The following is a 22,674-nucleotide window of genomic DNA, read 5'->3' as shown; positions in this document are numbered from 1 at the left end:
AATGTGAGCGATTAATGAAGATCGACTATCTCAGCATACGATCCAGATTTAAGAACCTGGAGAACGTGTGTATCAATTTCGATGAAGAGCATCTGATGACTGTTATTGTTGGATGCAATGGGTCTGGTAAATCAAATGTGCTCGAGGCGCTAGTCGCAATTTTCCGAAACCTGGATCTTGGTGAGCCACCTCCGTTTTCATATGAACTGAGGTACCTTCTTGGTGAAGATTCAGATGCAATGTGGATCCTTGTGGATGCCGATCCAAAACGTGGTTCTTTAGGTGCCCAATACCAGATAAAAGTCACCCAACAGTCTTCAGGGAAATGGGCCGAAAACGTTATTCCTGTCTCTCGTGTTCAGCGGGATAAATCTGGACACGCGCCTTACCTGCCACGTTACTTATTTGCCTATTACTCTGGGCCAAGCGATAGGTTGGAGCAATATTTTCGCAAGCACCGAACAGATTTCTATCGGAAGCTACTGAAGAATGAGGTGGATCTCACTGGCGATATACGACCGCTGTTTTATGCTAAACCGGTACATAGTCAGTTTGTATTGCTGGCTTTTTTCTTGGGAATGGAAAATGACAATGAACGCAAGTTTTTACTAGATGAATTTGGCATTGAAGCATTGGATTCCGTTCACTTCGTAATGCGTAAGCCTGACTGGGCGAAGAAAAAAGGAGAATTGTTCTGGGGCGCTAGCGGGGTGGTTCGTGAGTTTCTCGACGAGCTATATCCTCATACGCTTGCTCCCTTGAAGATCACCAGAAACGAGGAGATGTCGCTAACCGGAAAAAATATAAAGAACGAGTTCTTTCATTTGTTCCTGCAAAACGCCGATGTGTTGCGCAAATTCGCCAACAAAATGACTCCTGATGTTTTTTTCAAAATGTTAGAGAGCACACTACTTTCTGAAATTATCTCTGAGGTCAGTATTCGTGTAAGAGTAAAAAGTAGTGGTGATGCGCTAAGTTTTCGTGAGCTAAGTGAAGGCGAGCAACAGCTACTCACAGTGTTAGGTTTGTTAAAATTTACTGGCGGTAAAGACTCACTCTTTCTACTTGATGAGCCGGATACACATATCAATCCGTTGTGGGCTATTAAATATCTTAAGATGCTCAAGACCTTCGTTCAGAACGGCAATACCAGTCATTTATTGATGGTAACGCACCACCCATTGGCAATAGCTGAGTTGGAGAGAGGGCAAGTGCAGGTTATGTCACAGGACGCTGTGTCACATCAAGTTCATGCGGAACCACCGGCTGAAAGTCCTAGAGGCATGGGGTATGCTGGCATACTCACCAGTGACATGTTTGGTCTTCAAAGCACACTCGATCAACCCACCGAGGATCTTATCCGCGCTCGTCGGTCATTTTTGGAGAAGGACGCTCTCACGGAAGATGAAAAAAAACGACTTGCAGAAATAGACAAGCAGATTGAGGTGCTTGGCTTTACCACAGCGCACTGGGACAGTGATTACCAAGAGTATTTAAGGGCCCGTAAAAAATTGGATGCAAAGCTTTTTGAACTTAGCCCAGTTACACCGGAAATTCGAAGGAAACGCAGTGCAAGGGCATTGGAGATTTTGGCGAAAATCAAAAACAAGGAAGTGAAGGGGAGCCTCACATGAGGTATGTGCCTTATGATCCTAAAAAGATTACTCTTCCTGACGGATGGGCTGCCAAAGTCGCAGCTCTTGAGGCATTAATTTCTGAAGAATCAGATGCCGAAAAAAAGCTAAAGCTTATCGGTGATCACGATGGTTACTGGAAAGAGCTCAAGCCACAATTAGCCATGATATTAAACCGCAAATGTTGGTATACGGAGGCTCCACAAGCTGGGACTGATGTTGATGTTGATCACTATCGCCCTAAAGGTCGTGTGGCTGAACTGAGATCTAAAACCAAATCACACCCAGGCTACTGGTGGTTGGCCTTTAAGCCAGATAATTATCGTTATAGCTGTATCGTTGCCAACCGTCGACGTCGTGATGTTGAAACTGGTAACACGGGCGGCAAAGCTGATCATTTTCCAATTGCTGATGAAGCCCACAGAGCTTGGAAACCTACTGAAAACTGCGATGGTGAGATGCCAGATTTGCTGGATCCTTGTAAAGCAACAGATACAGTTCTTCTGACTTTCAAGGAAGACGGTGAGGCAATGGCTCGGTATGATCAAAATACACATCCTCGCCTTTATAGGAGAGCACAGTCTTCGATTGAATACTACCACCTCAATCATACAGACTTCGTGCGGGCACGGCAGAAACTTCGCGATGAGATAGATCGTTTAGTCCATTCTGCAAAGAAGTATTTCCAACAATTGGAGAGTAATAATGCTGTTATCGATCACGCCTACGAGGAAGCAATTTCATCGTTGAGGGAGATGCGGCAACCTAGTGCACCTTACTCGAGTTTTTGTATGACATATCTTGATCAGTACAAATTTGATGAAGAAATAGCTGGGGTCTGTGCATGATGTGCACAACGATTTGAATAAAGGCACAAGCCAATGAGCGACATCAAACTATTCCGCCTCACCCAAGGACTAGCCGTCGAGCTGCAAGGCGACGCCTCCGATCTCGAAAAACCGCTGCAAACGCTGATCGAAAATAATTTAGAACCGCTGCTCGGCATTTACTTTCTCGCCAGTGAATATTCCACCGGTAAGACCCACGCCGGGCGTATCGATTCATTGGGACTCGACGAAAACGATTGTCCGGTGATTCTCGAATACAAACGCTCCACTGGCGAAAATGTGATCAATCAGGGGTTGTTCTATCTCGACTGCCAGATCAATCATCCCCAAAGCGCTTTATAAACGTGTCCTGCCGCTGTCGATAACGATTGCAGGGAATTGTCGTTGTTTCCATCTTTACTTCAACAGGGCTACTATGTTGCTACTTTTGTAGTAATGCTTTTTGGGAGAGCGATGATGGGAATGCCAGTCAGGATTGATGACAAGTTATACGAGCAGGCGCGCATTGAAGCGCTGGTTGAGCATCGTACCATTGCCGGGCAGATTGAGTACTGGGACTGTTGGTCGTGCATCACTCGACAACCCAGATTTGCCGGCAAGTTTCGTGGCGGAAGCGCTGGCATCGATGCGTGAGCCGCGCGATCTGTGCCTCGCAAACGGTGTACATGAGTTACGCGGTAGCACAGACAAGGCGATTTGCCCGACAGTAAAAAAACCTACATGTCAACGTTGCGACTGATGTCGTTGATGCGGTCGAGTTGATCGCCAGCAAGCCTTCCATCGGTGAACGAAAATAAGTGACCTGGCTGATTTGTTGGTCTACAAAGATCATAGCCAAAGGCAACTCAATCTGCTGGGTTACACACACGACGTTGGTGTGCAGCTAATTTATCTGGAAGCCATTTGCCCTCATGAAAATTTTATCGTGACCTGAAGCGCTAATCAGTATTCTTCCCCTCAATTCCGCTTGCTGTCGTAAACATTCCATAAAATCCATAAATACCCCGCTCCATAAGGATGATGAAGTTAGTAATCCTGACCTCTACCGCTTTCTGCAGGCTGCGATTGATTAACGAGAAAATCATACTGAAAAAATACAAATTACCCACACATAGCCCAGACGAGGCAAAAATATAGATGTGCCTCTTGTTAAATGGTCCAGCTCGGACTAACATTAGTCCATTCAATTAAACCGAGGTGCGCCATGCAAACCGTAAACATTCATGAAGCAAAGACTCAATTCTCCCGTTTTGTCGATCAAGCCGAAGCGGGCGAGGAGATAATCATCGCACGCGCGGGTAAGCCGGTGGCTCGCCTGGTGGCGTTGGATACAGTCACCAGCAAGCCGCGCAAGCTGGGGCTGGGCAAGAAAAACTTTACCTTCCCCAAACAATTCGACCGCGTGAATGCCAGTGAAATAGTCGAGATGTTTGAGCAAGGCAAGTAAATGAACGCGCATGTTTATTTGCTGGATACCAATGTGTTGCTGGCGGCATTGCTGGCACCGGAACGTTTGCCTCCAAAAGTGGTGGCAGGTTTAACGGATGCGTCCAATACGGTGTACTTCAGTGCCGCGAGCATCTGGGAGGTGGCTATCAAGCGTTCGCTGAATCGGGCGGATTTTGATTTTTCTCCCGAAGATATTCATCGGTTGGCATTGGATACGGGCTTTACCGAGTTACGGGTAAAAGGGGAGGATTGTTACCCGTTAGTGAATTTGCCTTGGCATCACCGCGACCCGTTTGATCGTCTGCTGGTCGCACAGGCGCAATCGTTGCCCGCCTATTTGCTCACCACCGATGGCGTGTTGCGCCAATACTCCGAATTGGTGGTTCACCTGACTTTGAACCCATGAGCATCCACAAGGAAATCGGCTTCGAGAGCGAGATTTGCCAACACTTATCCTCCCACTGGGGGCACGGCTGGCTGTATGTCCGAAGGCGATGCGGCGAACTACGATCGCGCACGGGCGCTGTTTACGGCGGATGTGCTGGCGTGGGTACAAGAAACCCAGTCTAAAGCCTGTGAAATCCTGACCAAAAACCACGGCGCGCAAGCCGGTGGAACTGCCATATAACAGCGAATGGTTCAAGGTGCCACCCAATGCACCAAACGGCCACACACCTAAGTACGGCGTACTACATCCAAGTTTGATACAGCGTGTACATGCCGCTTGAGAAGCGGCTCGAGCAAATTGACAACAGCCCTTCCATGAAAGAACACCTGAGGTGTTCCTAAATAAACAATATCAAACCGTTATCATTTGATGTATTATATGTTGTCAAATGACAGTATGGAGATAGAAATGACTGCGACCAGCACCATTACGCGTAAGTTTCCACAAGGATTTAGCCAATGGAAAACGAATTTGGCCAAGGCCAATCCCGGCGCGCGGATCAAGATCGTTCGTGCAGGTGTGTCGCCCCTCGTATTTGTTTCGGCCAGCGAACACTTCGGTATGCCGCGTAACCTGTTTGCCAAGTTACTCGGCATCTCGCCAGCTACAGCCGAGCGAAAAATTAAGGCCGGTAGCCTGTTAGGGCAAACCGAAACAGAGCGTCTGGAGCGTATTGCGCTGATTGAGCATGAGGCTGATAAAGTGTTTGGCACATCTGACAAGGCTCTCGACTGGTTGACTAAAAACAATTTCGCGCTGGGTGTCACTCCACTATCCATGCTGGACACTGAAACAGGGGCAGGCGAAGTGCGCAAGGTTTTGTCAGCTATTGCCTATGGTGGTGCGGTTTAATGCAGGCTTGGCGGATCGCTAAACGGGCTTACGTGCTTGATCGTCAAGGAACTGGCGCGCACCTGTCCGGTGGACGCTGGAATTCGCCCGGTGTAGCAGCCGTCTATGCGGGGCTGACACCCGAGATCGCGGCTATGGAGAAGCTGGTTCATACCGGAGATGTATTGCCGCAGGATCTGGTGCTGGCCGTGATAGACCTTCCAGACGATCATGGTCTGTACCAGCGTTATACGGTTAAGGATTTGCCCGTAGGCTGGGATGCTCTACCCAGTTCGACGGCTGCAATAGGACTTGGCGATCAGTTCCTGTTTGAGGTTTCGCAGCTAGGGTTGATAATACCTTCGGCAGTCATGCCGGAAGCTTTCAACATCGTCCTGAATCCCAATCACCCGGCATTTTCCGCCGTCACCATCAACGTCGTTCGGCCATTCGAGTTTGATTCCAGATTACTTGGTTGAGTCTAACTAAGATCTTGGATGTGCCGCCTAACTTGCCAAGCAACCTTTAATCGTCAAGGTATTTGACGACCAAACACCCCATTTTCTTGTATTAATGGCCTGCGGCACCAGCCAGAAAACTGACCAACTCCGCTCGCGATAATTTCTTATTGCTGATCACGAGACGGCGGCGTATCAACTCGCAGGCTTAATCTACTCGACAAAATTCGGTTTTAATAACACAGTTGAACTGCCATACAACAGCGAATGGTTCAAGGCGCCGCCCAGTGCATCAAACGGCCAAACAGCAAAGCTCGGTGTGCTTCATCCAAGTTTGATGCAGCGTGTAAGTGTCACTTGGGAAGTGGCTCAAGCCAAGTTAACATCTTCTCCTCCCATTCAGTATCAGGAGTGGCTGAAGTTCCTCAGGATGATTAATCGCAACGGACCTCACGGCTTATTCACAACAACGCTATCGTGATTTTGTTCAAGAAGGCAAAGGACAGCCATCGCCCTGGCAACAGTTGAAAAATCATATTTTTCTGGGTGATGACGATTTTGTAAATAACATGCAATGCAAGCTTAACCCCGAGCAATCGCTTAAAGACATACTCAAAAAGCAAAAACGGTTTCCGTGCGTATCAGTTGGGCGCGCCTGTTAAAGCGGGTGTTTGATATCGACATCGAATACTGTCCGCACTGTGGCATGGATATGAAAATCATCGCCGCTATTTTGGAGAAAGCCGCAATCACTAAAATTCTTTATCATCGCGGTCTATCTGCCCGGGCACCGCCTAGAGCACCTGCACAAATCCATGATCTTTTCGAGCCAATCTGATCCCGTGCTTGCTCCTTTCAACCCACTTTATCACTGGGCTGACCTTTACCCATGGGCGTCTTTCGCCTAAAGCGTCAAAGCACGGCAGAATCTTTGATTTGTTTATGCTAACTGAACCGGAATACAGTCATTTTTCGATCGATTATCACCGCGTTTGACAGCCGGATTAGCTTTCAGTACATTCGAAACTCATGGAAAAGGTGGTTTATTTTTCCTATACCCCTCACGCCGTAATCGCAGGCAAAGGGGAAACGATCCATCACAGGGAGAACGCAGGATGCGCTACACACGCCGTAAATTTCTCGCGACCGCCGCTGCCGGGGCATCGATGATGTTGCTGACGCCCGGGCATGCGTTCGGGGCCGATACCAAGGGTGCGAGCGCTACCGCCCGCTACCATCGTTACAACGTCAACACCGCGCAGGGGCAGCGGATGCTCGCCAGCTATGCGCGCGGTGTGCAGGCCATGCTGGCGTTGCCACCGGATCATCCGCATAACTGGTTCCGCAATGCCTTCGTGCACATGATGGATTGCCCGCACGGCAACTGGTGGTTTTATGTGTGGCATCGCGGTTATGTGGGTTATTTCGAGCAGACCATTCGCAAGCTCAGCGGCGATCCCGAATTCGCTATGCCGTACTGGGATTGGACCTCGCAGCCGGAAATTCCGACGAGCATGTTCAGCGGCGTACTCACGCCCACCGACGGGGCCTATGCGCCTTACACGGGCAATCTCAATGTGTTCACGTCCTTCATCAAACCGGCGTTGACCCAGTTCTGGAATTCGCTGTCCGGCGGGCAGCGCGGCCAGCTGTCGCTGCGCGGCTACAACACCATCGACGATCTGTGGAACGACGTGACCGGCTACAACGCCGCGCAGCAGGCCGGCATCTCGGGCAATATGGCCTATGCCATCACCTGCGGCGCACGCTATCTGTCGCGATCAAATCCGAAGTTGGATGCGAAGACCGCCGCCGATGTCGCGCCCAACATCATCCGCGCAGGCCTGTCGCCGATCGAGTTTTACAATCCGCAGATCAGCAGCAGTTTCTCCAGCTCCAAGACCACATCGCATGTGCTGCAGCCCAACGGCACCACCCAGTTCTCGGTGTTGGAAGGTTTCCCGCACAATAAGGTGCACAACTGCATCGGGGGCGTGGCCGCGATCGATCCCGGCCCGTACGGCAACATGACCAATTTCCTGTCGCCGGTCGACCCGATCTTCTTCCTGCATCACTCCAACATGGATCGCCTGTGGGATTTGTGGACGCGCAAACAGATCGCACGCGGTCTGCCGATTCTGCCTCAAGGCAGCGACTTCGCGCCGTTCATGAGCGAAGCCTTCCTGTTCTATGTGGACGGCGACGGCCGCTATGTCGGGCCAAGAAAAGCCGGTGAGTACGTGAACACGTCGGTGTTCGACTACGACTACGTGGGCGGCTTCGCCAGCGATCTGGACAAAGAGCCGGAGCCACTGCGCGCCGAGCCGAAGGTCGCCGCGATCAAGAGCGTGCGCAACGCCGATGCCGCCTCCGTCGTGGTGCCCAATGCGATGATCCAGAGTCATCTTGCGGAGAGCCGCGCGCGTACGCTGATCGCGGAGATCACGCTGGAACGGCCGCATGGGGTGTCGAACACGCGCGAATTCGATGTGCTGATCAACGCACCCGAAGGCGTGAACCAGGTGGAGGCCGACAGCCCGTACTACGCGGGCACGATCGCCTTCTTCGGCCCGATCATGTCGGGCATGGAGATGTCGCATACCAGCACCTTCGCCGTGCCGCTGCCGCAGACCCTGAAGGCGTTCACCCAACTGGAAGCCACCAGTACCAGGCTGGATATCCGGCTGGTGCCTTCCAGCGGACAGGCGCCGATGTCGACGCCGGTGCTGGATGCCGTCATCATCTCCGCACCGTGAATGTCGTGAACCCTCTGCCATGATGAACCGTGCCGCCGCGTTTGCATTCGCACTGCTGTTCGTGCAGTGCGGGCACGCGGCGGCGCAGGACAGGGTCTTTACGCTTCCTCAACCGCTTGGCACCGGAGACACTGCGTATCTCGAAGTGAAGCTCGGAGCGATCGGGCCGGGACAGGAGATCGAAATCACCACGACGGGCGGCCGCACGCTCGGCGTCATTTCGCCCCACGGCATTCGCGCCGGACACGCCGCAGGCACCTATACGCTGCCCCTGCCCGCCGATGCGATCAGCCATGGCCGCGTTGCGGTCAAACTCATGATCACGCGATCGGATGCGGCACCACGCATGCCGAATGCGGATGAAGTGCGCGGCGTGCGCGTTGTCGTGAGTGAGGCGGCGCGACCGTAGCGACCAAAAGATGAATTTGAGGCATTTTTTCAGTGTGGCGTTCTGGCCCATGGGTTCTTACGCTTGCTTTGTGCCAACTGCGTCCATGAGAAACTGGTGGCCTTTCCCTGCAAGCGGCGTGGATTCTGTTCCTCGTGCGGTGGGCGGCGCATGGCGCAGACGGCTGCTTACCTGGTTGATCACATCATTCCCCGGGTGCCGGTGCGTCAATGGGTGCTCTCACTGCCGATCCCATTGCGTTACCTGTTAGCTGCCCATCCGCGCTTGCTCACATCGATATTGCAAGTCATTCACCGTACCATTTCAACTTTTCTAATCAAGCAAGCGTAGCCTGGGCTAACGTAGGTAGGCGCTGAGCTTGCGAAGCCCAACATCAGATGGAAATGTGAACACATGCGCCACCGACGTGCTGACTTCAAGCCGCGAGCAGCCATAAAGAAACGCACGGCATCCTTGGGTTCTGCTGCCTCGATGGCGTAATGCTCTTGCTCATACTTCGAGACCATATCCCCAACCAAATCAAGCAAGCCTGACAGCGGATGGTTTTCGTCATCTCCGGTGGTATCCAGCAGGGAGTTCATCAGGGCCACCATACGGTCATAACTCTTTTTATCAGGGATGGGGCGAAGATGCGCCAATGCATCAAAAGCTTGCCAAGAGGTTTGGATTGCCTGGATGTCAAACTGAGTGCGTATTGCGCTCATGATTAGCCTTTACCTTTCCTATAGAGCTTGTTCCAGTCATCTTATTCCCGATGCGCCATCACCTTATGCACAAACAACTTTTTGAACTTGTATCTGACGATAACGACCAGGCGATAGTTGTTTCCACCCACATCAAAGATCGTATAAGGCGGCACGTTTTCGACGGAGTTGAAAAACTCACGAATGTGCTTGCACTTCCTAAATTCAGCGTGCTCCACAACTGAGTGCCACTCGCGTAGAAGCCTTTCTGCTCCTGGATGTTTCCGCCAGAACTCGTGAAGCATTTTGACGGAGATGATGTGTACGAAAAAATTATATCGAATTGATATATAGCGTCAAAGCTCTGTTCAACAAAATCGCTGACAGCTTGCTGGAATTAGGCGGCTAGCGGTATCTTAACGCTGAATGTAGCTATCTCGGAAACTGTCGTTGAGGCCTTGCGTTTGAAATGGAAATTTCTCAAGGGAAGCCATTCACATGAGTTGTTGAACCAAAAAATAGTACAATTTCAAAACTAAATAGTGAAACAGGGCTTCATAAAAATCTGATGGGAAGAGGGCGCTTTTGCTGATTATCTGCATTAAAAAATAATACACCCGGTGTAGTGTCTTTTCCGTCTTGCTCCATGTGCTTAATGCCATGAGCTGATATTGGCGGCTGACCAATCGAAACAAACAGAAGTCGAACAATCGTCATAACCACCCAGCGGGATTGTTCAATTATTCAAGTCACCTGAACACTACCTGCAATACAAAATGGCGTCAGCCGAGCCAATGCCAGCAATGGAATTTGGTTCGGTATTCCACGGCTTTATCCTTGAACCAGAGGTTCTTGCCAAAGATTATGTGCTCGCGCCGAAGTTCGACCAAATCACTGTTGGCGATATCATTGGGCATGAATGATCATGCCTTGTCTTAGCGGAGGTTCGAATACTCTCGCCCAGACCAATAAAAAGTGGTTTGCAACTTAACGTTTGCCAATCACTTTTATTTTGTTCGTACAAGGCTAAGGGAAATTTGCAGCGTGTAACGGGTCAAGTCGATTGATCAATACATAAATGATATGTTATCGTTCAATCATGCCCCGTCCCGAACGAATTGAATATGAAAATGCCTATTATCACGTAATGAATCGTGGTAAAGACCGCGGCCGTATGAAAATATTCCGTTCTCCTGAGTATTTTGAAGCATTCCTGCGTACGCTTAAAGAGGCCGTTGAACGATTTGGAATTGTGGTTCATAGTTATTGCTTGATGGCAAACCATTATCACCTTTTGATTCAAACGCCTAACGCGAATCTCAGTCGTGCGATGCGTCATGTTAATGGCGTATACACTCAACGTTATAACCAGCTTGCCAAATCAGATGGGCCAATTTTTCGAGGACGCTTTAAATCGATCCTTGTTGATCAGGATGCGTATTTGTTGCAATTGTCGCGCTATATTCATCTCACTCCAATTGAAGCCAAGAAACCGCTGGTTGATAAACTTGTTGATTATCCTTGGTCGAGTTTTCCTGCTTACATCAATCAAGCCGACAAACCTGATTGGCTAATGTGTGAACAAATATATGGCATGCTGGGTTCAAAGCAAAAGTATTCGGCGTATGCCAAGTATGTTGCGCAGGGGAATAACGAACAGCTGACTCGATTTTATAACCGCGGGAACACTGCTTCGGTTATTGGAGAGAAAGAATTCGTTAAATGGTTAAGTGAGAAAAAAATACCACAGCTCAAAGAAAGCAAAATAGCGAATTTAATTATTCCGTTTGGCTTGTCGATTGAACAGATTGTCAAAAATACCGCCGCCTATTATCAAAAACCGGTAGCGTTACTCAGACAATTAAAGAAGGGGCGAAATAGCCAGTTACCAGAACGAAAAGTCGCCATTTATTTATGCCAACATCTGGGTGATCACCGATTAAATGCGATTGCGGACTACTTTGGACTTGGACATTCAGGCTCAGTGAGCCATATCACTTGTTTGATAAGAAAGGAGTTAAGTAAGGATATAGAATTGGCGAAAGAAGTAGAAAAAATCTGTAAATTTATTATTGATCAAGTAACTTGACCTATTATTTATAGCGTTAGTGAGCTAGCCAAACCCGTCCAACAAATGGTTTAGATCGTGGCTCGCTTCGCGATCACGATCTAAACTTAATTGTTATACTTATTGTGTAAATACTAAATTAAATGTTACAGGCACTGCTGAACTTATAACGGGCAGTTTTGCAACTTGTGCCAGGGCTTCTATCCCACCGGTCAATTCAAAATCAGCAGCTTTGATGATAATAGGATGCACCGAGTTAACAACAATACTATTATCGGAAAGCTTGATCACTTGAACGTCGCCTGATATTTCTTTTGAAACCCCATGTAAGTTAATAGTTACAGTTAAATTTGTTTGATATTGTTCGCCGATTTTTAAACTCTTCAATTTAGATTCATCTATTGATGTTTCTATTGTAGCCTTTGGAAATTGAATGATCTCGAAAAGCATACTTTTCATTCGATCATCTCTCACAGGGATGTTTGTATATACACTAGCCAGGTCAATTACCACACTAGCTTTACCCTCTTTCAATGAACCCGCTAAAGAGGTAAAACGATGAACTTCACCTATAGTTGATTTTTTTACTGAAACAAAATGTAATGAAGACTTCTCATTGTTGAGTGTCCAATTAGCATGGGCACTGAATGGCAGAAAGACAAGCAGACTTAAAAGTAGTAGTTTTTTCATGTTTATATTCTCCGTTGTTCCCGGTTTAAAAAAATTACGCTAGGCTTGGGAATACTTAGCATAAAGACCAACATCACTTGAACAGTGAAATTAACGAGTCTTCTGCAACAGCAAAATGGCGCGCCAATTTTGTTGTTTTCGGTGAATGTAATTGTTATATCAGTTTATTTGCATGTTGCCACAGAACCTTGCATGGCCCTGCAGTTTATTACTTATTTGGCATTACATAAAATACCGATGCTCATAAATTTTAGCAAGGTTTTTTTAATTTATTTTTTATTTTAACTTTAAATTTAATGACTTATTAACGTTGTTACGCTTTTTATATTGGTGCTTGGTTGCTTTGAGATTTGTTTGTTCAAGCCGACATGCCTTCTCAGACATCGACCCATGATTTCCTTGAGCTTGGGAATAATATTTTTTAATTTTTGTAACTCAGTTTTCTTTTAGGTTATGACGATCCAGCTCACAAAGTTTTGTAAAGTGAAACGTAACAAAGTTCCGGTGGTACTTTGTTATACATTACCTGAGATATCCATAAATCCTGAGTATGTGACACCTGACAATAAAGCCATTTCACGATGCCACGTCGCCAAATCATTGATATTAAACTTGCTTAAAGCATTATGGCCACACGCCCGCGCCATTACTTGCATCAGTTCTACAGAAGCGCATAAAAAGTTGTGTAATTGAGCAGATGATTTTTCAATATTTAACTTTTGTCGTAAGTCTTTTTTTTGAGTAGCAATACCTGTTGGGCAGTTATTTGTATTGCATATTCTTGCTGCAACACAGCCAATTGATTGCAGAGCGCTATTTGATATTGCAATGCCGTCTGCGCCTAGTGCCATAGCCTTAACAAAATCTATGGGGACACGTAAGCCACCTGTAATAATAAGTGTCACACGACTGCTGGCACCTTGCTTATCTAGATACCGACGTGCTCGTGCAAGAGCGGGTATCGTTGGCACACTGATATGGTTTCGAAACATCTCAGGCGCTGCTCCTGTACCACCACCACGTCCATCCAAAATTATGTAATCGGCACTTGCGTCCAATGCGAACTGAATGTCTTTTTCTATATGGTTTGCACTGAGCTTAAAGCCAACAGGAATGCCACCAGTAATTTCTCTAACACGGTTTGCAAATTGTTTAAAATCTTTTGATGAGGAAAGATTTTTAAAGGTAGGTGGTGAGATAGCGGGCTCACCTTCTGGAATACCTCTTATCTGAGATATTTTGCCTATGTTTTTGTTACCAGGGAGGTGACCGCCTGTGCCAGTTTTTGCACCTTGTCCACCTTTAAAATGGAAGGCCTGTACTTTGTTCAGTTGCTCTTCTTTATAGCCAAAGCCTGCACTGGCATATTCATAAAAATAACGAGAATTTGCTTCTTGTTCTTCAGGTAGCATTCCGCCTTCACCCGAACAGATACCCGTGCCTGAGAGATCAGCACCTTTGGCTAATGCAATTTTTGCTTCTTCGGACAATGCACCGAAGCTCATATCAGAAACAAATAAAGGTATTTTTAATACCAATGGCTTTTTAGCCTCTGGACCGATAATCAGCTCAGTAGCAACGACTGTGTCTTCTAACAAAGGTTTGGTGGCCAACTGTGCGACCATTATTTGCAAATCATCCCAATGAGGTAATTTGTACCGTGGAACACCCATAGCTGTCATTTGACCATGGTGTCCTAATTTGGATAATCCTTCTCTGGCGAGCTGGTGAATAAATTCTACTGTAGGTTCTTCGATTGTTGCTTTGGCTTTCGGTAATTCAGAAGGCTTTGAAGTTACTCCGGGTCCTTCTTTACCCACTTCTTCGGCTTTAAATTGTTTATGTGTTCCGTCACAAAAAGGTGGATTGCCAGTATGTTTACAAGCACACAAATATGCTTCGCCGTCATTGTCAGAAATAACTTTTCTGGGAGTAAAAGATGTGCCCACATGCGAACCATCACAAAATGGCTGGTTTTTTGATCTACCACAAGTGCAGAAATAATATTCCTGACCTTTAGAAAGACTCACTTTAGCTGGTTTGTTATCTGCAATTATTGGATTGCTCATACTTTCCTCTTTAGCGATGTATAACGATTAATTTGTGCGGCGCAAACGAAGCGCAGTGTAGTTTGCGTCCGAACGAGTACCTGTTAAGCCGTAATTTATTCCAATGGTAGATAAACATCAGTGATCATTTCTAGCTCTTTCACATTAGGGCCAACATTAACGTAGTGGAAAAATAATGGATAATCTCGCAATTTTTCACCGCTGTCAGGTAACCAACTTTCATATAAATAAGCTGCCGCCGTTACTTGATCTCGTGCTCCTATATGCCGAGCTACAGCACAGCGACCAGATGGAATTACCTTGTTTATAACGCCCTGTGGGTTTAGCGGAATCTCTTGCCTTACTGAAATACAAAGATCGACTCTATATTTTTCTGGGAGTGTTGTAGCGGGGTTGTTGTAATGAACTCCGTAACTTTGGTGTTTGTGAGGTGACAGTGTATTTTCAATACGCCATTCAATCAGTTTTTTTATCGACTCATGCTCAAGCCCCGGTGGGCCTTTATGCTCCAAAACAGCTACTTTAGTTTCTGGAAAATTGACAATCTTTACTTCCATTGTGTGTTCTCCGAGTAGCAATTTATTGTTAGCCTAACGCCATACATCTGTAGCAAACTGGCAGCTAAATATGTTAATTTTTGACAGCAAATATTTGTTAAATGAGCTTGCGACTCACATTGCAATCTGATGTTTAAGGAACCAAATTTCAAGTGAGCTTATCCATTTAGCTTAGGTACATCCTTCTTACTGACGTCTTTTTTTTCAGATACTCTTTTGGCCTGAATGTGATCCTGACCATTAGCCTGTAGCCCCTCTTGGTTTGCCCCCTCGACAGGGTCATACACAAGAACTGTATAAAGTGGAAAATGATCTGAGCCAATCGATGGCAAACGCTGTATATTTTTTACGTTAAAGTGCGAGCTGTGAAATAGATGATCCAATGGCCAGCGTAAAAAGGGGAAATCTACGTGAAAGGTGTTAAACAAGCCACGTCCTACGCGAGGGTCAAGTAAGCCACTAACTTTACGAAAAAGTCGAGTTGTAACAGACCATGCGACATCATTGAGGTCACCTGTTACGATGACTGGTTGTTCAGTCTCTGCGACACTTCTAGCAATCGTAATTAACTCAGCATCACGTTCGGTCGACTCAGGGTTTTCAGTCGGGCTGGGTGGTGCGGGATGGACGAAGTGCATGTGCACTTTATTCCCTGTACGTAGCTCCAAAGACAAATGTATTGATGGCACATCCTCCTCAACCAAATAAGAAATTTTTTCTTCGCTAATAGGTAATCTGGAGTAGACGTGCATGCCATATAAATTATCAAGGGGGCATTTGACACTATATGGCATGTCAGCCTCCAGTACTTTAAGCTTGTTCTCCCACCATTTATCCGACTCCAGGGTTACTAGAATATCGGGTCGATACTCTGTAACAATATTAATTAGCGCATCGCTTTTATGATTTGTTTTTAACACGTTGGATGTAATGATACTAAGCTGTCTATTGGGATCAATAACTTTGGAGGTCATGACCTCTTTAGGCCAGATGGGGGTATAAGGTAATACCCACCATAACTGCCAAAAAAAACATAGGGCTGTTGCAGAAATTAGCAACCAATTGACCAGCATTTGCAGGTCGAGAAAAATAAAGTGGAAAATCAGCAGGACCGCTGCAAAGAAGGCAAACTGCAGACGCGGAAAATCCATCCCCCTGACGATCCAATGTGAACATTTAAATCGAGGTAGTAAGGTGGCAATTACAATCAATAACGTAGCTATAGCAGATATCAGTAACATATCACTTCCAGTTGCTTATTATGCCGTACGTTTGAGTTAAGTTGCCGCAGCGAAGCGGAGGTCGCAACTTGAGCGATTTGTTAAACGAGTTAGATTGTGGCTCATTTCGCGATCACAATTAACGCAGTATTGTGACAAAAATTGGATTTTAGAGGTGCCCCTACTCGTTAGCCCATCTTATCTTGCAAAAGTTGCCGACATTGTTTTTGCAGTAACGGAATTAAATCTTGTTCAAACCAGCGATTTTTACTAAGCCATATATTGTTTCTAGGGCTGGGATGCGGAAGAGGGACTTTGCTTGGCCAATAAGTTGGCCATGATTTTACAAGAGCAGTTAGAGAAGAGCTGCTGCTACCAAAATGATATGCCTGCGCATATTTACCAAGTACTAACATTGTTTTTATGTTGGGAAGTTGCGCTAAGAGTTGATCGCGCCAAGCTCGTTCACATTCTGGACGTGGAGGCAAATCTCCATTTTTTCCTTTACCAGGATAGCAAAAGCCCATTGGTAGAATTGCGATTTGATTAGAGTCATAGAATGTATTTTTAGAAACACCCATCCAGTCACGCAAACGATCACCACTGGCATCGTCGAACGGCACACCAGATTCATGAACTTTTTTGCCTGGTGCTTGCCCTGCAATTAAAATTTTGGCATTCGGGTTAATTTGTAAAATAGGACGAGCACCATAGGCTAAGTGCTTTTCGCAAATTGTACATTCTCTAATATCATTCAATAAGGATTCAATTTTAAGCATGACAACAGTACTGTGTTAAGTGCTAACGGCGTTGCAGAAAACCTTCCGTTCTGAACCCTGTTTAAGCTTTGCGTGGGATTTTCAAGCCTAAAGGTTTTCTTCATATTCGGCTGTCTGTTTACCGGTAAACTTTCCATCAGAAACTTGGCTACTCTCGTAAGCCTACCGATGCGATAAAGGGGCGAGAGCACCTTGCTACCAGCTGCTTAATCTTGCATAACCATGATTCGCCTGCTTCTCGATATTATGCATTATGTAATACGACATCCACTGCCAATTCACATTTACTTTTCCGCGTAGCGTAAAGCGGTGCAGGCGCTTGCTTCCACGCAGATTGCAATACATCAGCTCCACCGTCGCAAAGTGGCGTGAGATCATTTGTTTACCCGTTTTAGAATCGATCTTCGTCTGGGATGAGTGGCGATGCATTTCTTATGCGCAGCGTCCAGTAAATTTAGTTTTTGTGCGCATTTGATTGATTTATTATTCGGCTCTATCACGAATAATTGACTCAATATACTCCTTTAAAACGACCGCATTATTCAGCTTTTCTTCTTTGGAGCTGTAGAGAAATGTAACGGTACCCGCCTTTAGTTCTTCTAATATTGCTGCAACTTGGTCAGGGTTGCTCTTCAATTCAGCAGCATACCGGCTTTTGAATTCGTCCCACTTTTTCGGGTCATGTCCGTACCAACGTCGCAACTCTGTAGAAGGCGCAACCTCCTTTATCCAGACATTCACTTTCGCCTTTTCTTTAGATAGTCCACGGGCCCACAATCGGTCAACAAGAACACGCCGTCCATCCGACTCTTCAGGTTCTGCATACACTCTTTTAACGCGGATATCGATTTGTTTACTGCTCATTTGCCAGCCTTTTACAAAAAGCGAGGGGGACTTAAGAAGTTGACTTTATATAATCTTTGGTTGCAGATAAATAGTCATTTGTCATATCAGGAGTGAGGAACTCAATCATTACGCTATTCTCTATCCAAAACTCAATCACATTGAATCCGCCTCGCGACAAATCCAAAGCTTTCCAGCCCTGTGTTTTCGCAACCTTGTAAATCGCTTCTCTCGTACGATTGATGGAGATAGCTGCATGAGTCGCGCTGAAATTGGATTGCGAAGGGTCGTGCCGGAAATTCGCTTGATTTTCACCTGCATCAGGGTACATCTCCGTACCCGCAGGATGTAACTCTATGGCTGAACCGTATTCATCTCCAAGCCAAACGATGTATGAGTTCGGGTTGGGACCAAACCGGGTAATGGTTCCACCGAAAAGTTCAGCCAGCACCTCAGAAACATTTTTGGTGTCTTGAACGGAAATCGAATAGTGATGAATCATTATGAATTGATCTCATTTAAGGCCAAATGCCAAGTTTTGGGGTGGCTGGAGTGGAGCGTAAGCCGTCTCAACTTTGTTATCTGCGGCAACTGCGCCTTATTATGTATGGGCCAGTTTAAGGCCAACAATACCAGCACAAATTAAGCCGAGGCTTACCATCTTTAGCATTTCAGTTGATTCATCGAACAATACAATTCCTAGTGCAGCCGTGCCGACAGCGCCAATGCCTACCCACACAGCGTAAGCTGTACCGACAGGCAAGCTTCTCATTGCTAAGCCCAGTAATAGGAAACTCGCAATTAACGACAGCAGCGTTCCTATCGTTGGCCAAAGTTTTGTAAATCCCTCAGAATATTTTAGCCCAATGGCCCAGCCTATCTCAAGCAGTCCGGCCACGAAGAGAATAATCCAGTTCATAAACACCTCTCAGTTACAGGGGCCGTCCCCTTTTGCTTTGGGAGAGGTGAGGTCGTCCTCACTTCAAAATGCCTACTGCCCAAAATTACCGGAAGCAAAAACAGAGCGTAGCGGCGATTTATGTTGTCCATTAAAATGCGTTGTTATCTTTAAATATCGCAGTCATATTCTAACAATTATCTAATCGATCAGAGGACGACCCGTAATCTTAAATTTTGGTCCTTTATGTATTTTACCTGGCGTGCATGAGACATTACCTTCCGGTGGGCTGGAAGCCCAAACTGGTTTAACTGTGTATTCTTTTCCAGCACTGAGGTCCTTAAATCGGTATATTCCGTGATTGCCGTGACCGCTCACTGAAGCACCCTCAAATGGTCTGTCGGAACCTACGTTATAGATGCCTACATCTACCGTCCAGATTGAACTTGGCCCCTGAGGTCGCTCTTGTATCGGTTGGCGCCACTTCCCTTCGAGTTCACCTTCAATTGAGCAGGTTCCCTTCGGCGGTGCACTTACCACGACCTGAAGCGTCTTCGACTTCATCGTTGTCGGTCCCGATGTCGATTGCCCGACCATTAGAATATAGGTTGTGGTCTGGTCTAGTGAGTATGATCGCGACCCTGACGTTGGGACTTTTTGTAAATCATTTTTGCCATATCTGCCGAGCATAACCGTATTAGCATTTGCCGTGCGCCATGACAAAGTGACAGAGCTACCTTTGTTGACTTTTCCAGTGTTTGCAGCGAATGAGATTATCTCCGCAGGTGTATCTGGTATTTCTGTCGGTGCCACGCTGACCTCCGCTATCGCCTTCTTCAGATCGCCTTGCCGGCATTGCGAAATTGCGCGATTATGCACGTCCTTATTGACGTGGAGGAGGGTGTCCTTGATATGTGCATCAAGGTCTCGGACGCATCTCTTGTATACGCCGATCCGTTCGATGTATTTGATCGCGCTACTAACGTCGCCCTGTTGGCAGCTTTTATTTACCCTTTTTTGGTCTGCTGCGTATAGTTGTTTGATACCTGCGCGGACCATTGTCTCTCGAACCTCTAAATGACATTTGCGAGTTGTTACATCAGACTGCTCTGCAATAGCATTTTCGATGGTAGTAAGGGCTAACACGATAAAGGTTATCGTGTTACAGCCAATTATTGCTGTTTTTTTCATTTGCATACTCCCTAATATTAAAACAACACCGCGCTTTGCGGCTGGTTTGGATCGAAGCGGAAGACAGTCCGACAACAGCGCTTTGTTATGCCAAGCTCAAATCAATGCGTATAGCTTTTAACATCTGCACTACGGCAACATTTCTTTTGCCTTTGTGCTTGGCTCACTATTTTTTAGATGTTCAATTGCGATCACAACTGTATCAGTTGCGTAAAGCTGTAGTTTGTCGCTGACAAACAAAGTAAAACCATAAAGGCCATCAGCCAAGCATGTCGAGTATTACAAACCAACCGCTCAGGATATTACACCGCCAAACGACGCATCAAGAAGCCAGCTATATCTGTCGCCAGTGTGCAGGTTAAAGCCGCTTTCGTGACGAATCAACGCTGCTATGGCAGTCGTCGTATCGTTGACGAACTAAAGGCGCAGCACATTGTTATGGGTCGATACAAAGTGCGCCGCTTAATGCGTGAAGCGGGTTTAAAATCGGTTTGGAAGAAGAAGTTTGTGAACACCACCGACATCAAGCACGCTCTACCCGTGGCAGAGAACTTACTGAATCGTCAGTTCAATCCACCGGAGTCGAATCAGGTTTGGACTTCAGATATTACTTACTTCCGTACCAAAACAGGTTGGCTGTATTTGGCAGCGGTGATGGGCTTGTATTTACGCAAGATCATTGGCTGGACGATGAGTCTCACGATGCCAGCGGCCTTAGTCTGTCAGGCGTTGCAGATGGCGATTGGACAGCGGCAAACAATGGTTGGACTGATATTGAATTCAGATCGAGATAGCCAGTACGGCAGCCACGAATACCAGGCCTTGTTGAAACAGCATGGCATCATTTGCAGCCTTTAAGAGATCCAGAGTATTTTCGATGCTGTCATGGACTATGCGACACTGTTCCTTCAAATGATCATTGAGCATAATTAAAAATAGGCTGATTCAACTTTGAAGCGTAGCTTCCGTAAGCAAATTTAGGTAGCGAGCTGTGTTAATTTCGGAACCACTACACTTTTAGAATGCGCCGAAGAAATTCTTGATTATTTCTCAGTATCACAGAGCTGTTAATCGTTTAAGTTTCAAACAGAATGTCACACAACACTAAGTTGCGTAATGCGCCTGATTGCGGCCAGCGCGCTTCGCTTCATAAAGTGCACTATCGGCACGGGCAAATACCGCTGTCGGAGAAGCATTGTCAGACTGTTGGCACTGGACGACACCAATACTCACTGTCACCGATATAATTTTGCCGTTGGCGCTGTAGCGCATGTCATTTACCCGAGAAAGGATGCGCTCCGCTGTTATAAACGCCATATCTGCCGTTGTTTCAACCATGATAATTACGAATTCATCACCACCATAGCGCGCAGCGTAGTCCACGCTACGAATCGACTGGCTAAGTATCTTGGCCACAGCCACAATTACCTCATCACCCGCAATATGGCCATGGTTGTCATTGAGAGTCTTGAAGTTATCGATATCCATCATGAGCACTGCAAAGGGCCGTTGATTACGATTGAATCGAGCGAGTTCATCTTTCAGAATTACATCGAGTTTGCTTCGGTTATATAGACCGGTAAGTCCATCAGTAACGGAAAGCGTCTCAAGCAGTGTATTCTGTTGCTGCATAGCTTGATTTGTGGCCACTACTTCTGCATGACTATGGCGCAGCTTGTCCGCCATCCGATTAAATATCAGGGTTAGGTGGCCAAATTCATCATTTCGTGTCACGGGCAGCTGCACATCAAGATCGCCGTCGGCGATGCTGTTGGCGGCAACGATTAGATGCTGCAATGGCGTGACGATTGAACGGCCCATACGAAAAGCCACCGCTGCTACTACCAACACAAGTATGCACACCAGTGCCAGAAACTGATTGCGCAAATCTACCCAGGCAGCGTAGATATCGGCACGTTCTCGTTCGGCCACTACCGTGATCGGTAGCGCAGCAGGCGTATCTGCCACCCCAATGACTTCACGATTCATTAAGCCCTGAAAGGTCATGGATTCGCCAGGTTTTGCCAGCAGCTGACGCAGAATCAACGCATCCAGCGATATTCGTTTGATTTTATCAGCGTGGCTGCTAAGTAATGCCCTGCCGTTCTGGTCCAGCAAGAGTACTTCGCCCAGTGGTGATTTAGTTGAACTTTTTAGATAGGGTTGCGCGGTACGTAGATCAAGCACGGCTACCAATGCACCCATTAGCACATTGTCGTACGACAGTACCGGCACCGCAACGCTAAATGTCGCGGTGCCGTGCAGCTTATCCCAGTGGGGTGGTTCGAGAACAACGCCTTCGGTGAATGCACTCTCCGGCCAGCTTTGAGGGAGATTTAAAACGGAGGGTGGCGCCGCGCTGCTGGCCACAATCTGCCCGGCAGCACCCACAACGGTTAGCTCGATTATTGTATCAAGTTTTGATTGCACTGAACGCAGATAGTGGGTCAAGGCCTGTGGTGTTTTGTTAGACATGCCTGCATGTGGGTGAGATGTTGCAGACAGTCCGTCGATGACTGCGTTGGACGTGGACAGTGCCCGCACTGAATGGATGTGCTTATTTATCCATAGCTCCAACTCACGACTGGCCTGGCTTGCCAGAGCGCGCAGCTCACGGTTTACAGTATCGCTGGTTTGCGCTTCGTTCTGGCGGAATGAGAGCAGTCCTAAGCCCAGCGATGGGATAAGCGTGGCCATGATGGCGAAAACTAAAATTTTGCTTTTAATGCTCTTCAACAATACCATCTGTATGAATTTCCTTGCTAAAAAAGCTGCTTTATGTGAGATAGAGTGTTTGCTCAACTTTCAATTTCTCACATTTCAACCTTACGCAAAAGAAATAA

28 protein-coding genes and 2 pseudogenes are annotated in these 22,674 nt (G+C 46.8%); 17 read left to right on the top strand and 13 right to left on the bottom strand.

The features are described from left to right. The first annotated feature begins 14 nt into the window (after window positions 1-14). The 14 genes and pseudogenes from MJ770_RS00210 to MJ770_RS00145 form a co-directional block, all read left to right on the top strand. Complete coding sequence (locus MJ770_RS00210; RefSeq protein WP_239249228.1) at window positions 15-1,634, top strand: ATP-binding protein; 1,620 nt, start codon at window positions 15-17, stop codon at window positions 1,632-1,634. Continuing rightward, the gene (locus MJ770_RS00205; RefSeq protein ID WP_239249226.1) at window positions 1,631-2,482 is read left to right on the top strand and encodes a hypothetical protein; all 852 of its coding nucleotides are present in this window, start codon (window positions 1,631-1,633) and stop codon (window positions 2,480-2,482) included. The genes MJ770_RS00210 and MJ770_RS00205 overlap by 4 nt, the downstream gene beginning before the upstream one ends. Before the next feature lie 33 nt (window positions 2,483-2,515). Beyond that, window positions 2,516-2,824: a hypothetical protein gene (locus tag MJ770_RS00200; RefSeq protein WP_239249224.1), complete on the top strand. Its 309-nt coding sequence runs from the start codon at window positions 2,516-2,518 to the stop codon at window positions 2,822-2,824. A gap of 114 nt (window positions 2,825-2,938) precedes the next feature. Then, a pseudogene (locus MJ770_RS15520) lies at window positions 2,939-3,125 on the top strand (ParD-like family protein); the annotation flags it as partial. Window positions 3,126-3,293: 168 nt separating this feature from the next. Next, complete coding sequence (locus tag MJ770_RS00190; RefSeq protein WP_320412200.1) at window positions 3,294-3,416, top strand: hypothetical protein; 123 nt, start codon at window positions 3,294-3,296, stop codon at window positions 3,414-3,416. Window positions 3,417-3,686: 270 nt separating this feature from the next. Next, window positions 3,687-3,929, top strand: a complete 243-nt coding sequence (locus tag MJ770_RS00185) for a type II toxin-antitoxin system Phd/YefM family antitoxin (protein ID WP_239249221.1) — start codon at window positions 3,687-3,689, stop codon at window positions 3,927-3,929. Beyond that, window positions 3,930-4,337, top strand: coding sequence for a type II toxin-antitoxin system VapC family toxin (locus MJ770_RS00180; RefSeq protein ID WP_239249219.1), 408 nt, complete (start codon window positions 3,930-3,932; stop codon window positions 4,335-4,337). 75 nt (window positions 4,338-4,412) lie between these two features. Beyond that, window positions 4,413-4,559, top strand: coding sequence for a hypothetical protein (locus MJ770_RS00175; protein WP_239249217.1), 147 nt, complete (start codon window positions 4,413-4,415; stop codon window positions 4,557-4,559). A gap of 228 nt (window positions 4,560-4,787) precedes the next feature. Continuing rightward, entirely contained in the window at window positions 4,788-5,231 is a 444-nt protein-coding gene (locus MJ770_RS00170; protein WP_239249215.1) for an antitoxin Xre/MbcA/ParS toxin-binding domain-containing protein, read from the top strand. Next, window positions 5,231-5,689, top strand: coding sequence for an RES family NAD+ phosphorylase (locus MJ770_RS00165; RefSeq protein WP_239249213.1), 459 nt, complete (start codon window positions 5,231-5,233; stop codon window positions 5,687-5,689). The genes MJ770_RS00170 and MJ770_RS00165 overlap by 1 nt, the downstream gene beginning before the upstream one ends. A 613-nt stretch (window positions 5,690-6,302) precedes the next feature. After that, window positions 6,303-6,506 (top strand): hypothetical protein, encoded by a 204-nt coding sequence (locus tag MJ770_RS00160; RefSeq protein WP_239249211.1) that lies wholly within the window; start codon window positions 6,303-6,305, stop codon window positions 6,504-6,506. A gap of 277 nt (window positions 6,507-6,783) precedes the next feature. Then, on the top strand, window positions 6,784-8,424 hold the full coding sequence (locus MJ770_RS00155) for a tyrosinase family protein (RefSeq protein WP_239249209.1): 1,641 nt from the start codon (window positions 6,784-6,786) through the stop codon (window positions 8,422-8,424). A 19-nt stretch (window positions 8,425-8,443) separates the two neighbouring features. Further along, complete coding sequence (locus tag MJ770_RS00150) at window positions 8,444-8,833, top strand: hypothetical protein (protein WP_239249207.1); 390 nt, start codon at window positions 8,444-8,446, stop codon at window positions 8,831-8,833. Between the two features lie 21 nt (window positions 8,834-8,854). Then, a pseudogene (locus MJ770_RS00145) lies at window positions 8,855-9,163 on the top strand (transposase zinc-binding domain-containing protein); the annotation flags it as partial. Here MJ770_RS00145 and MJ770_RS00140 read toward each other — a convergent pair. Together MJ770_RS00140 and MJ770_RS00135 are read right to left on the bottom strand one after the other, a co-directional pair. After that, on the bottom strand, window positions 9,124-9,537 hold the full coding sequence (locus MJ770_RS00140) for a helix-turn-helix domain-containing protein (protein ID WP_239249202.1): 414 nt from the start codon (window positions 9,535-9,537) through the stop codon (window positions 9,124-9,126). The pseudogene MJ770_RS00145 and the gene MJ770_RS00140 sit on opposite strands and share 40 nt — an antisense overlap. 41 nt (window positions 9,538-9,578) lie before the next feature. Next, the gene (locus MJ770_RS00135; RefSeq protein ID WP_239249200.1) at window positions 9,579-9,821 is read right to left on the bottom strand and encodes a type II toxin-antitoxin system HigB family toxin; all 243 of its coding nucleotides are present in this window, start codon (window positions 9,819-9,821) and stop codon (window positions 9,579-9,581) included. 471 nt (window positions 9,822-10,292) lie between these two features. Between MJ770_RS00135 and MJ770_RS00130 the strand changes: the two genes are divergently transcribed. After that, window positions 10,293-10,439, top strand: coding sequence for a hypothetical protein (locus tag MJ770_RS00130; protein ID WP_239249198.1), 147 nt, complete (start codon window positions 10,293-10,295; stop codon window positions 10,437-10,439). A 176-nt stretch (window positions 10,440-10,615) separates the two neighbouring features. Then, on the top strand, window positions 10,616-11,605 hold the full coding sequence (locus tag MJ770_RS00125; protein ID WP_239249196.1) for a transposase: 990 nt from the start codon (window positions 10,616-10,618) through the stop codon (window positions 11,603-11,605). A gap of 99 nt (window positions 11,606-11,704) precedes the next feature. On the opposite strand, the gene MJ770_RS00120 is transcribed toward MJ770_RS00125, so the two are convergent. From MJ770_RS00120 to MJ770_RS00080, 10 genes are all read right to left on the bottom strand, one after another. Further along, window positions 11,705-12,274: a YceI family protein gene (locus tag MJ770_RS00120; RefSeq protein ID WP_239249194.1), complete on the bottom strand. Its 570-nt coding sequence runs from the start codon at window positions 12,272-12,274 to the stop codon at window positions 11,705-11,707. A gap of 515 nt (window positions 12,275-12,789) precedes the next feature. Beyond that, window positions 12,790-14,343 (bottom strand): glutamate synthase-related protein, encoded by a 1,554-nt coding sequence (locus tag MJ770_RS00115; RefSeq protein WP_239249192.1) that lies wholly within the window; start codon window positions 14,341-14,343, stop codon window positions 12,790-12,792. A gap of 95 nt (window positions 14,344-14,438) precedes the next feature. After that, window positions 14,439-14,900, bottom strand: a complete 462-nt coding sequence (locus MJ770_RS00110; RefSeq protein ID WP_239249190.1) for an AraC family transcriptional regulator — start codon at window positions 14,898-14,900, stop codon at window positions 14,439-14,441. Window positions 14,901-15,058: 158 nt separating this feature from the next. After that, on the bottom strand, window positions 15,059-16,051 hold the full coding sequence (locus tag MJ770_RS00105) for an endonuclease/exonuclease/phosphatase family protein (protein WP_239249188.1): 993 nt from the start codon (window positions 16,049-16,051) through the stop codon (window positions 15,059-15,061). A 257-nt stretch (window positions 16,052-16,308) separates the two neighbouring features. Further along, window positions 16,309-16,899 carry a uracil-DNA glycosylase family protein gene (locus MJ770_RS00100; protein WP_239249186.1) on the bottom strand — a complete coding sequence of 197 codons (591 nt, stop codon included), beginning with the start codon at window positions 16,897-16,899 and terminating at the stop codon, window positions 16,309-16,311. A gap of 195 nt (window positions 16,900-17,094) precedes the next feature. Beyond that, entirely contained in the window at window positions 17,095-17,328 is a 234-nt protein-coding gene (locus MJ770_RS15515; protein ID WP_445083108.1) for a transposase, read from the bottom strand. Window positions 17,329-17,382: 54 nt separating this feature from the next. After that, entirely contained in the window at window positions 17,383-17,763 is a 381-nt protein-coding gene (locus MJ770_RS00095; protein ID WP_239249184.1) for a DUF488 domain-containing protein, read from the bottom strand. A 31-nt stretch (window positions 17,764-17,794) separates the two neighbouring features. Then, complete coding sequence (locus MJ770_RS00090; RefSeq protein WP_239249182.1) at window positions 17,795-18,244, bottom strand: hypothetical protein; 450 nt, start codon at window positions 18,242-18,244, stop codon at window positions 17,795-17,797. 99 nt (window positions 18,245-18,343) lie between these two features. Further along, on the bottom strand, window positions 18,344-18,661 hold the full coding sequence (sugE, locus tag MJ770_RS00085; protein WP_239249180.1) for a quaternary ammonium compound efflux SMR transporter SugE: 318 nt from the start codon (window positions 18,659-18,661) through the stop codon (window positions 18,344-18,346). Between the two features lie 180 nt (window positions 18,662-18,841). Further along, complete coding sequence (locus MJ770_RS00080; protein WP_239249178.1) at window positions 18,842-19,786, bottom strand: hypothetical protein; 945 nt, start codon at window positions 19,784-19,786, stop codon at window positions 18,842-18,844. A gap of 294 nt (window positions 19,787-20,080) precedes the next feature. On the opposite strand from MJ770_RS00080, the gene MJ770_RS00075 reads away from it, so the two are divergent. Next, the gene (locus MJ770_RS00075) at window positions 20,081-20,689 is read left to right on the top strand and encodes an IS3 family transposase (RefSeq protein ID WP_320412203.1); all 609 of its coding nucleotides are present in this window, start codon (window positions 20,081-20,083) and stop codon (window positions 20,687-20,689) included. 246 nt (window positions 20,690-20,935) lie between these two features. Here the strand turns inward: MJ770_RS00075 and MJ770_RS00070 are convergent, their stop codons facing one another. Continuing rightward, window positions 20,936-22,576, bottom strand: coding sequence for a sensor domain-containing diguanylate cyclase (locus MJ770_RS00070; RefSeq protein WP_239249176.1), 1,641 nt, complete (start codon window positions 22,574-22,576; stop codon window positions 20,936-20,938). Window positions 22,577-22,674: the final 98 nt, after the last annotated feature.

Source organism: Candidatus Nitrotoga sp. M5 (assembly GCF_927904885.1).
Taxonomy (GTDB): Bacteria; Pseudomonadota; Gammaproteobacteria; order Burkholderiales; family Gallionellaceae; genus Nitrotoga.
This window is presented reverse-complemented; position numbering and strand designations above follow the sequence as displayed.

Coding starts and splice junctions, on each gene's coding strand:
- MJ770_RS00210 (WP_239249228.1), top strand. CDS start 15: ATGAAGATCGACTATCTCAGCATACGATCCAGATTTAAGAACCTGGAG.
- MJ770_RS00205 (WP_239249226.1), top strand. CDS start 1,631: ATGAGGTATGTGCCTTATGATCCTAAAAAGATTACTCTTCCTGACGGA.
- MJ770_RS00200 (WP_239249224.1), top strand. CDS start 2,516: ATGAGCGACATCAAACTATTCCGCCTCACCCAAGGACTAGCCGTCGAG.
- MJ770_RS00185 (WP_239249221.1), top strand. CDS start 3,687: ATGCAAACCGTAAACATTCATGAAGCAAAGACTCAATTCTCCCGTTTT.
- MJ770_RS00180 (WP_239249219.1), top strand. CDS start 3,930: ATGAACGCGCATGTTTATTTGCTGGATACCAATGTGTTGCTGGCGGCA.
- MJ770_RS00175 (WP_239249217.1), top strand. CDS start 4,413: ATGTCCGAAGGCGATGCGGCGAACTACGATCGCGCACGGGCGCTGTTT.
- MJ770_RS00170 (WP_239249215.1), top strand. CDS start 4,788: ATGACTGCGACCAGCACCATTACGCGTAAGTTTCCACAAGGATTTAGC.
- MJ770_RS00165 (WP_239249213.1), top strand. CDS start 5,231: ATGCAGGCTTGGCGGATCGCTAAACGGGCTTACGTGCTTGATCGTCAA.
- MJ770_RS00155 (WP_239249209.1), top strand. CDS start 6,784: ATGCGCTACACACGCCGTAAATTTCTCGCGACCGCCGCTGCCGGGGCA.
- MJ770_RS00150 (WP_239249207.1), top strand. CDS start 8,444: ATGATGAACCGTGCCGCCGCGTTTGCATTCGCACTGCTGTTCGTGCAG.
- MJ770_RS00140 (WP_239249202.1), bottom strand. CDS start 9,537: ATGAGCGCAATACGCACTCAGTTTGACATCCAGGCAATCCAAACCTCT.
- MJ770_RS00135 (WP_239249200.1), bottom strand. CDS start 9,821: ATGCTTCACGAGTTCTGGCGGAAACATCCAGGAGCAGAAAGGCTTCTA.
- MJ770_RS00130 (WP_239249198.1), top strand. CDS start 10,293: ATGGCGTCAGCCGAGCCAATGCCAGCAATGGAATTTGGTTCGGTATTC.
- MJ770_RS00125 (WP_239249196.1), top strand. CDS start 10,616: ATGCCCCGTCCCGAACGAATTGAATATGAAAATGCCTATTATCACGTA.
- MJ770_RS00120 (WP_239249194.1), bottom strand. CDS start 12,274: ATGAAAAAACTACTACTTTTAAGTCTGCTTGTCTTTCTGCCATTCAGT.
- MJ770_RS00115 (WP_239249192.1), bottom strand. CDS start 14,343: ATGAGCAATCCAATAATTGCAGATAACAAACCAGCTAAAGTGAGTCTT.
- MJ770_RS00110 (WP_239249190.1), bottom strand. CDS start 14,900: ATGGAAGTAAAGATTGTCAATTTTCCAGAAACTAAAGTAGCTGTTTTG.
- MJ770_RS00105 (WP_239249188.1), bottom strand. CDS start 16,051: ATGGATTTTCCGCGTCTGCAGTTTGCCTTCTTTGCAGCGGTCCTGCTG.
- MJ770_RS00100 (WP_239249186.1), bottom strand. CDS start 16,899: ATGCTTAAAATTGAATCCTTATTGAATGATATTAGAGAATGTACAATT.
- MJ770_RS15515 (WP_445083108.1), bottom strand. CDS start 17,328: ATGCATCGCCACTCATCCCAGACGAAGATCGATTCTAAAACGGGTAAA.
- MJ770_RS00095 (WP_239249184.1), bottom strand. CDS start 17,763: ATGAGCAGTAAACAAATCGATATCCGCGTTAAAAGAGTGTATGCAGAA.
- MJ770_RS00090 (WP_239249182.1), bottom strand. CDS start 18,244: ATGATTCATCACTATTCGATTTCCGTTCAAGACACCAAAAATGTTTCT.
- sugE (WP_239249180.1), bottom strand. CDS start 18,661: ATGAACTGGATTATTCTCTTCGTGGCCGGACTGCTTGAGATAGGCTGG.
- MJ770_RS00070 (WP_239249176.1), bottom strand. CDS start 22,576: ATGGTATTGTTGAAGAGCATTAAAAGCAAAATTTTAGTTTTCGCCATC.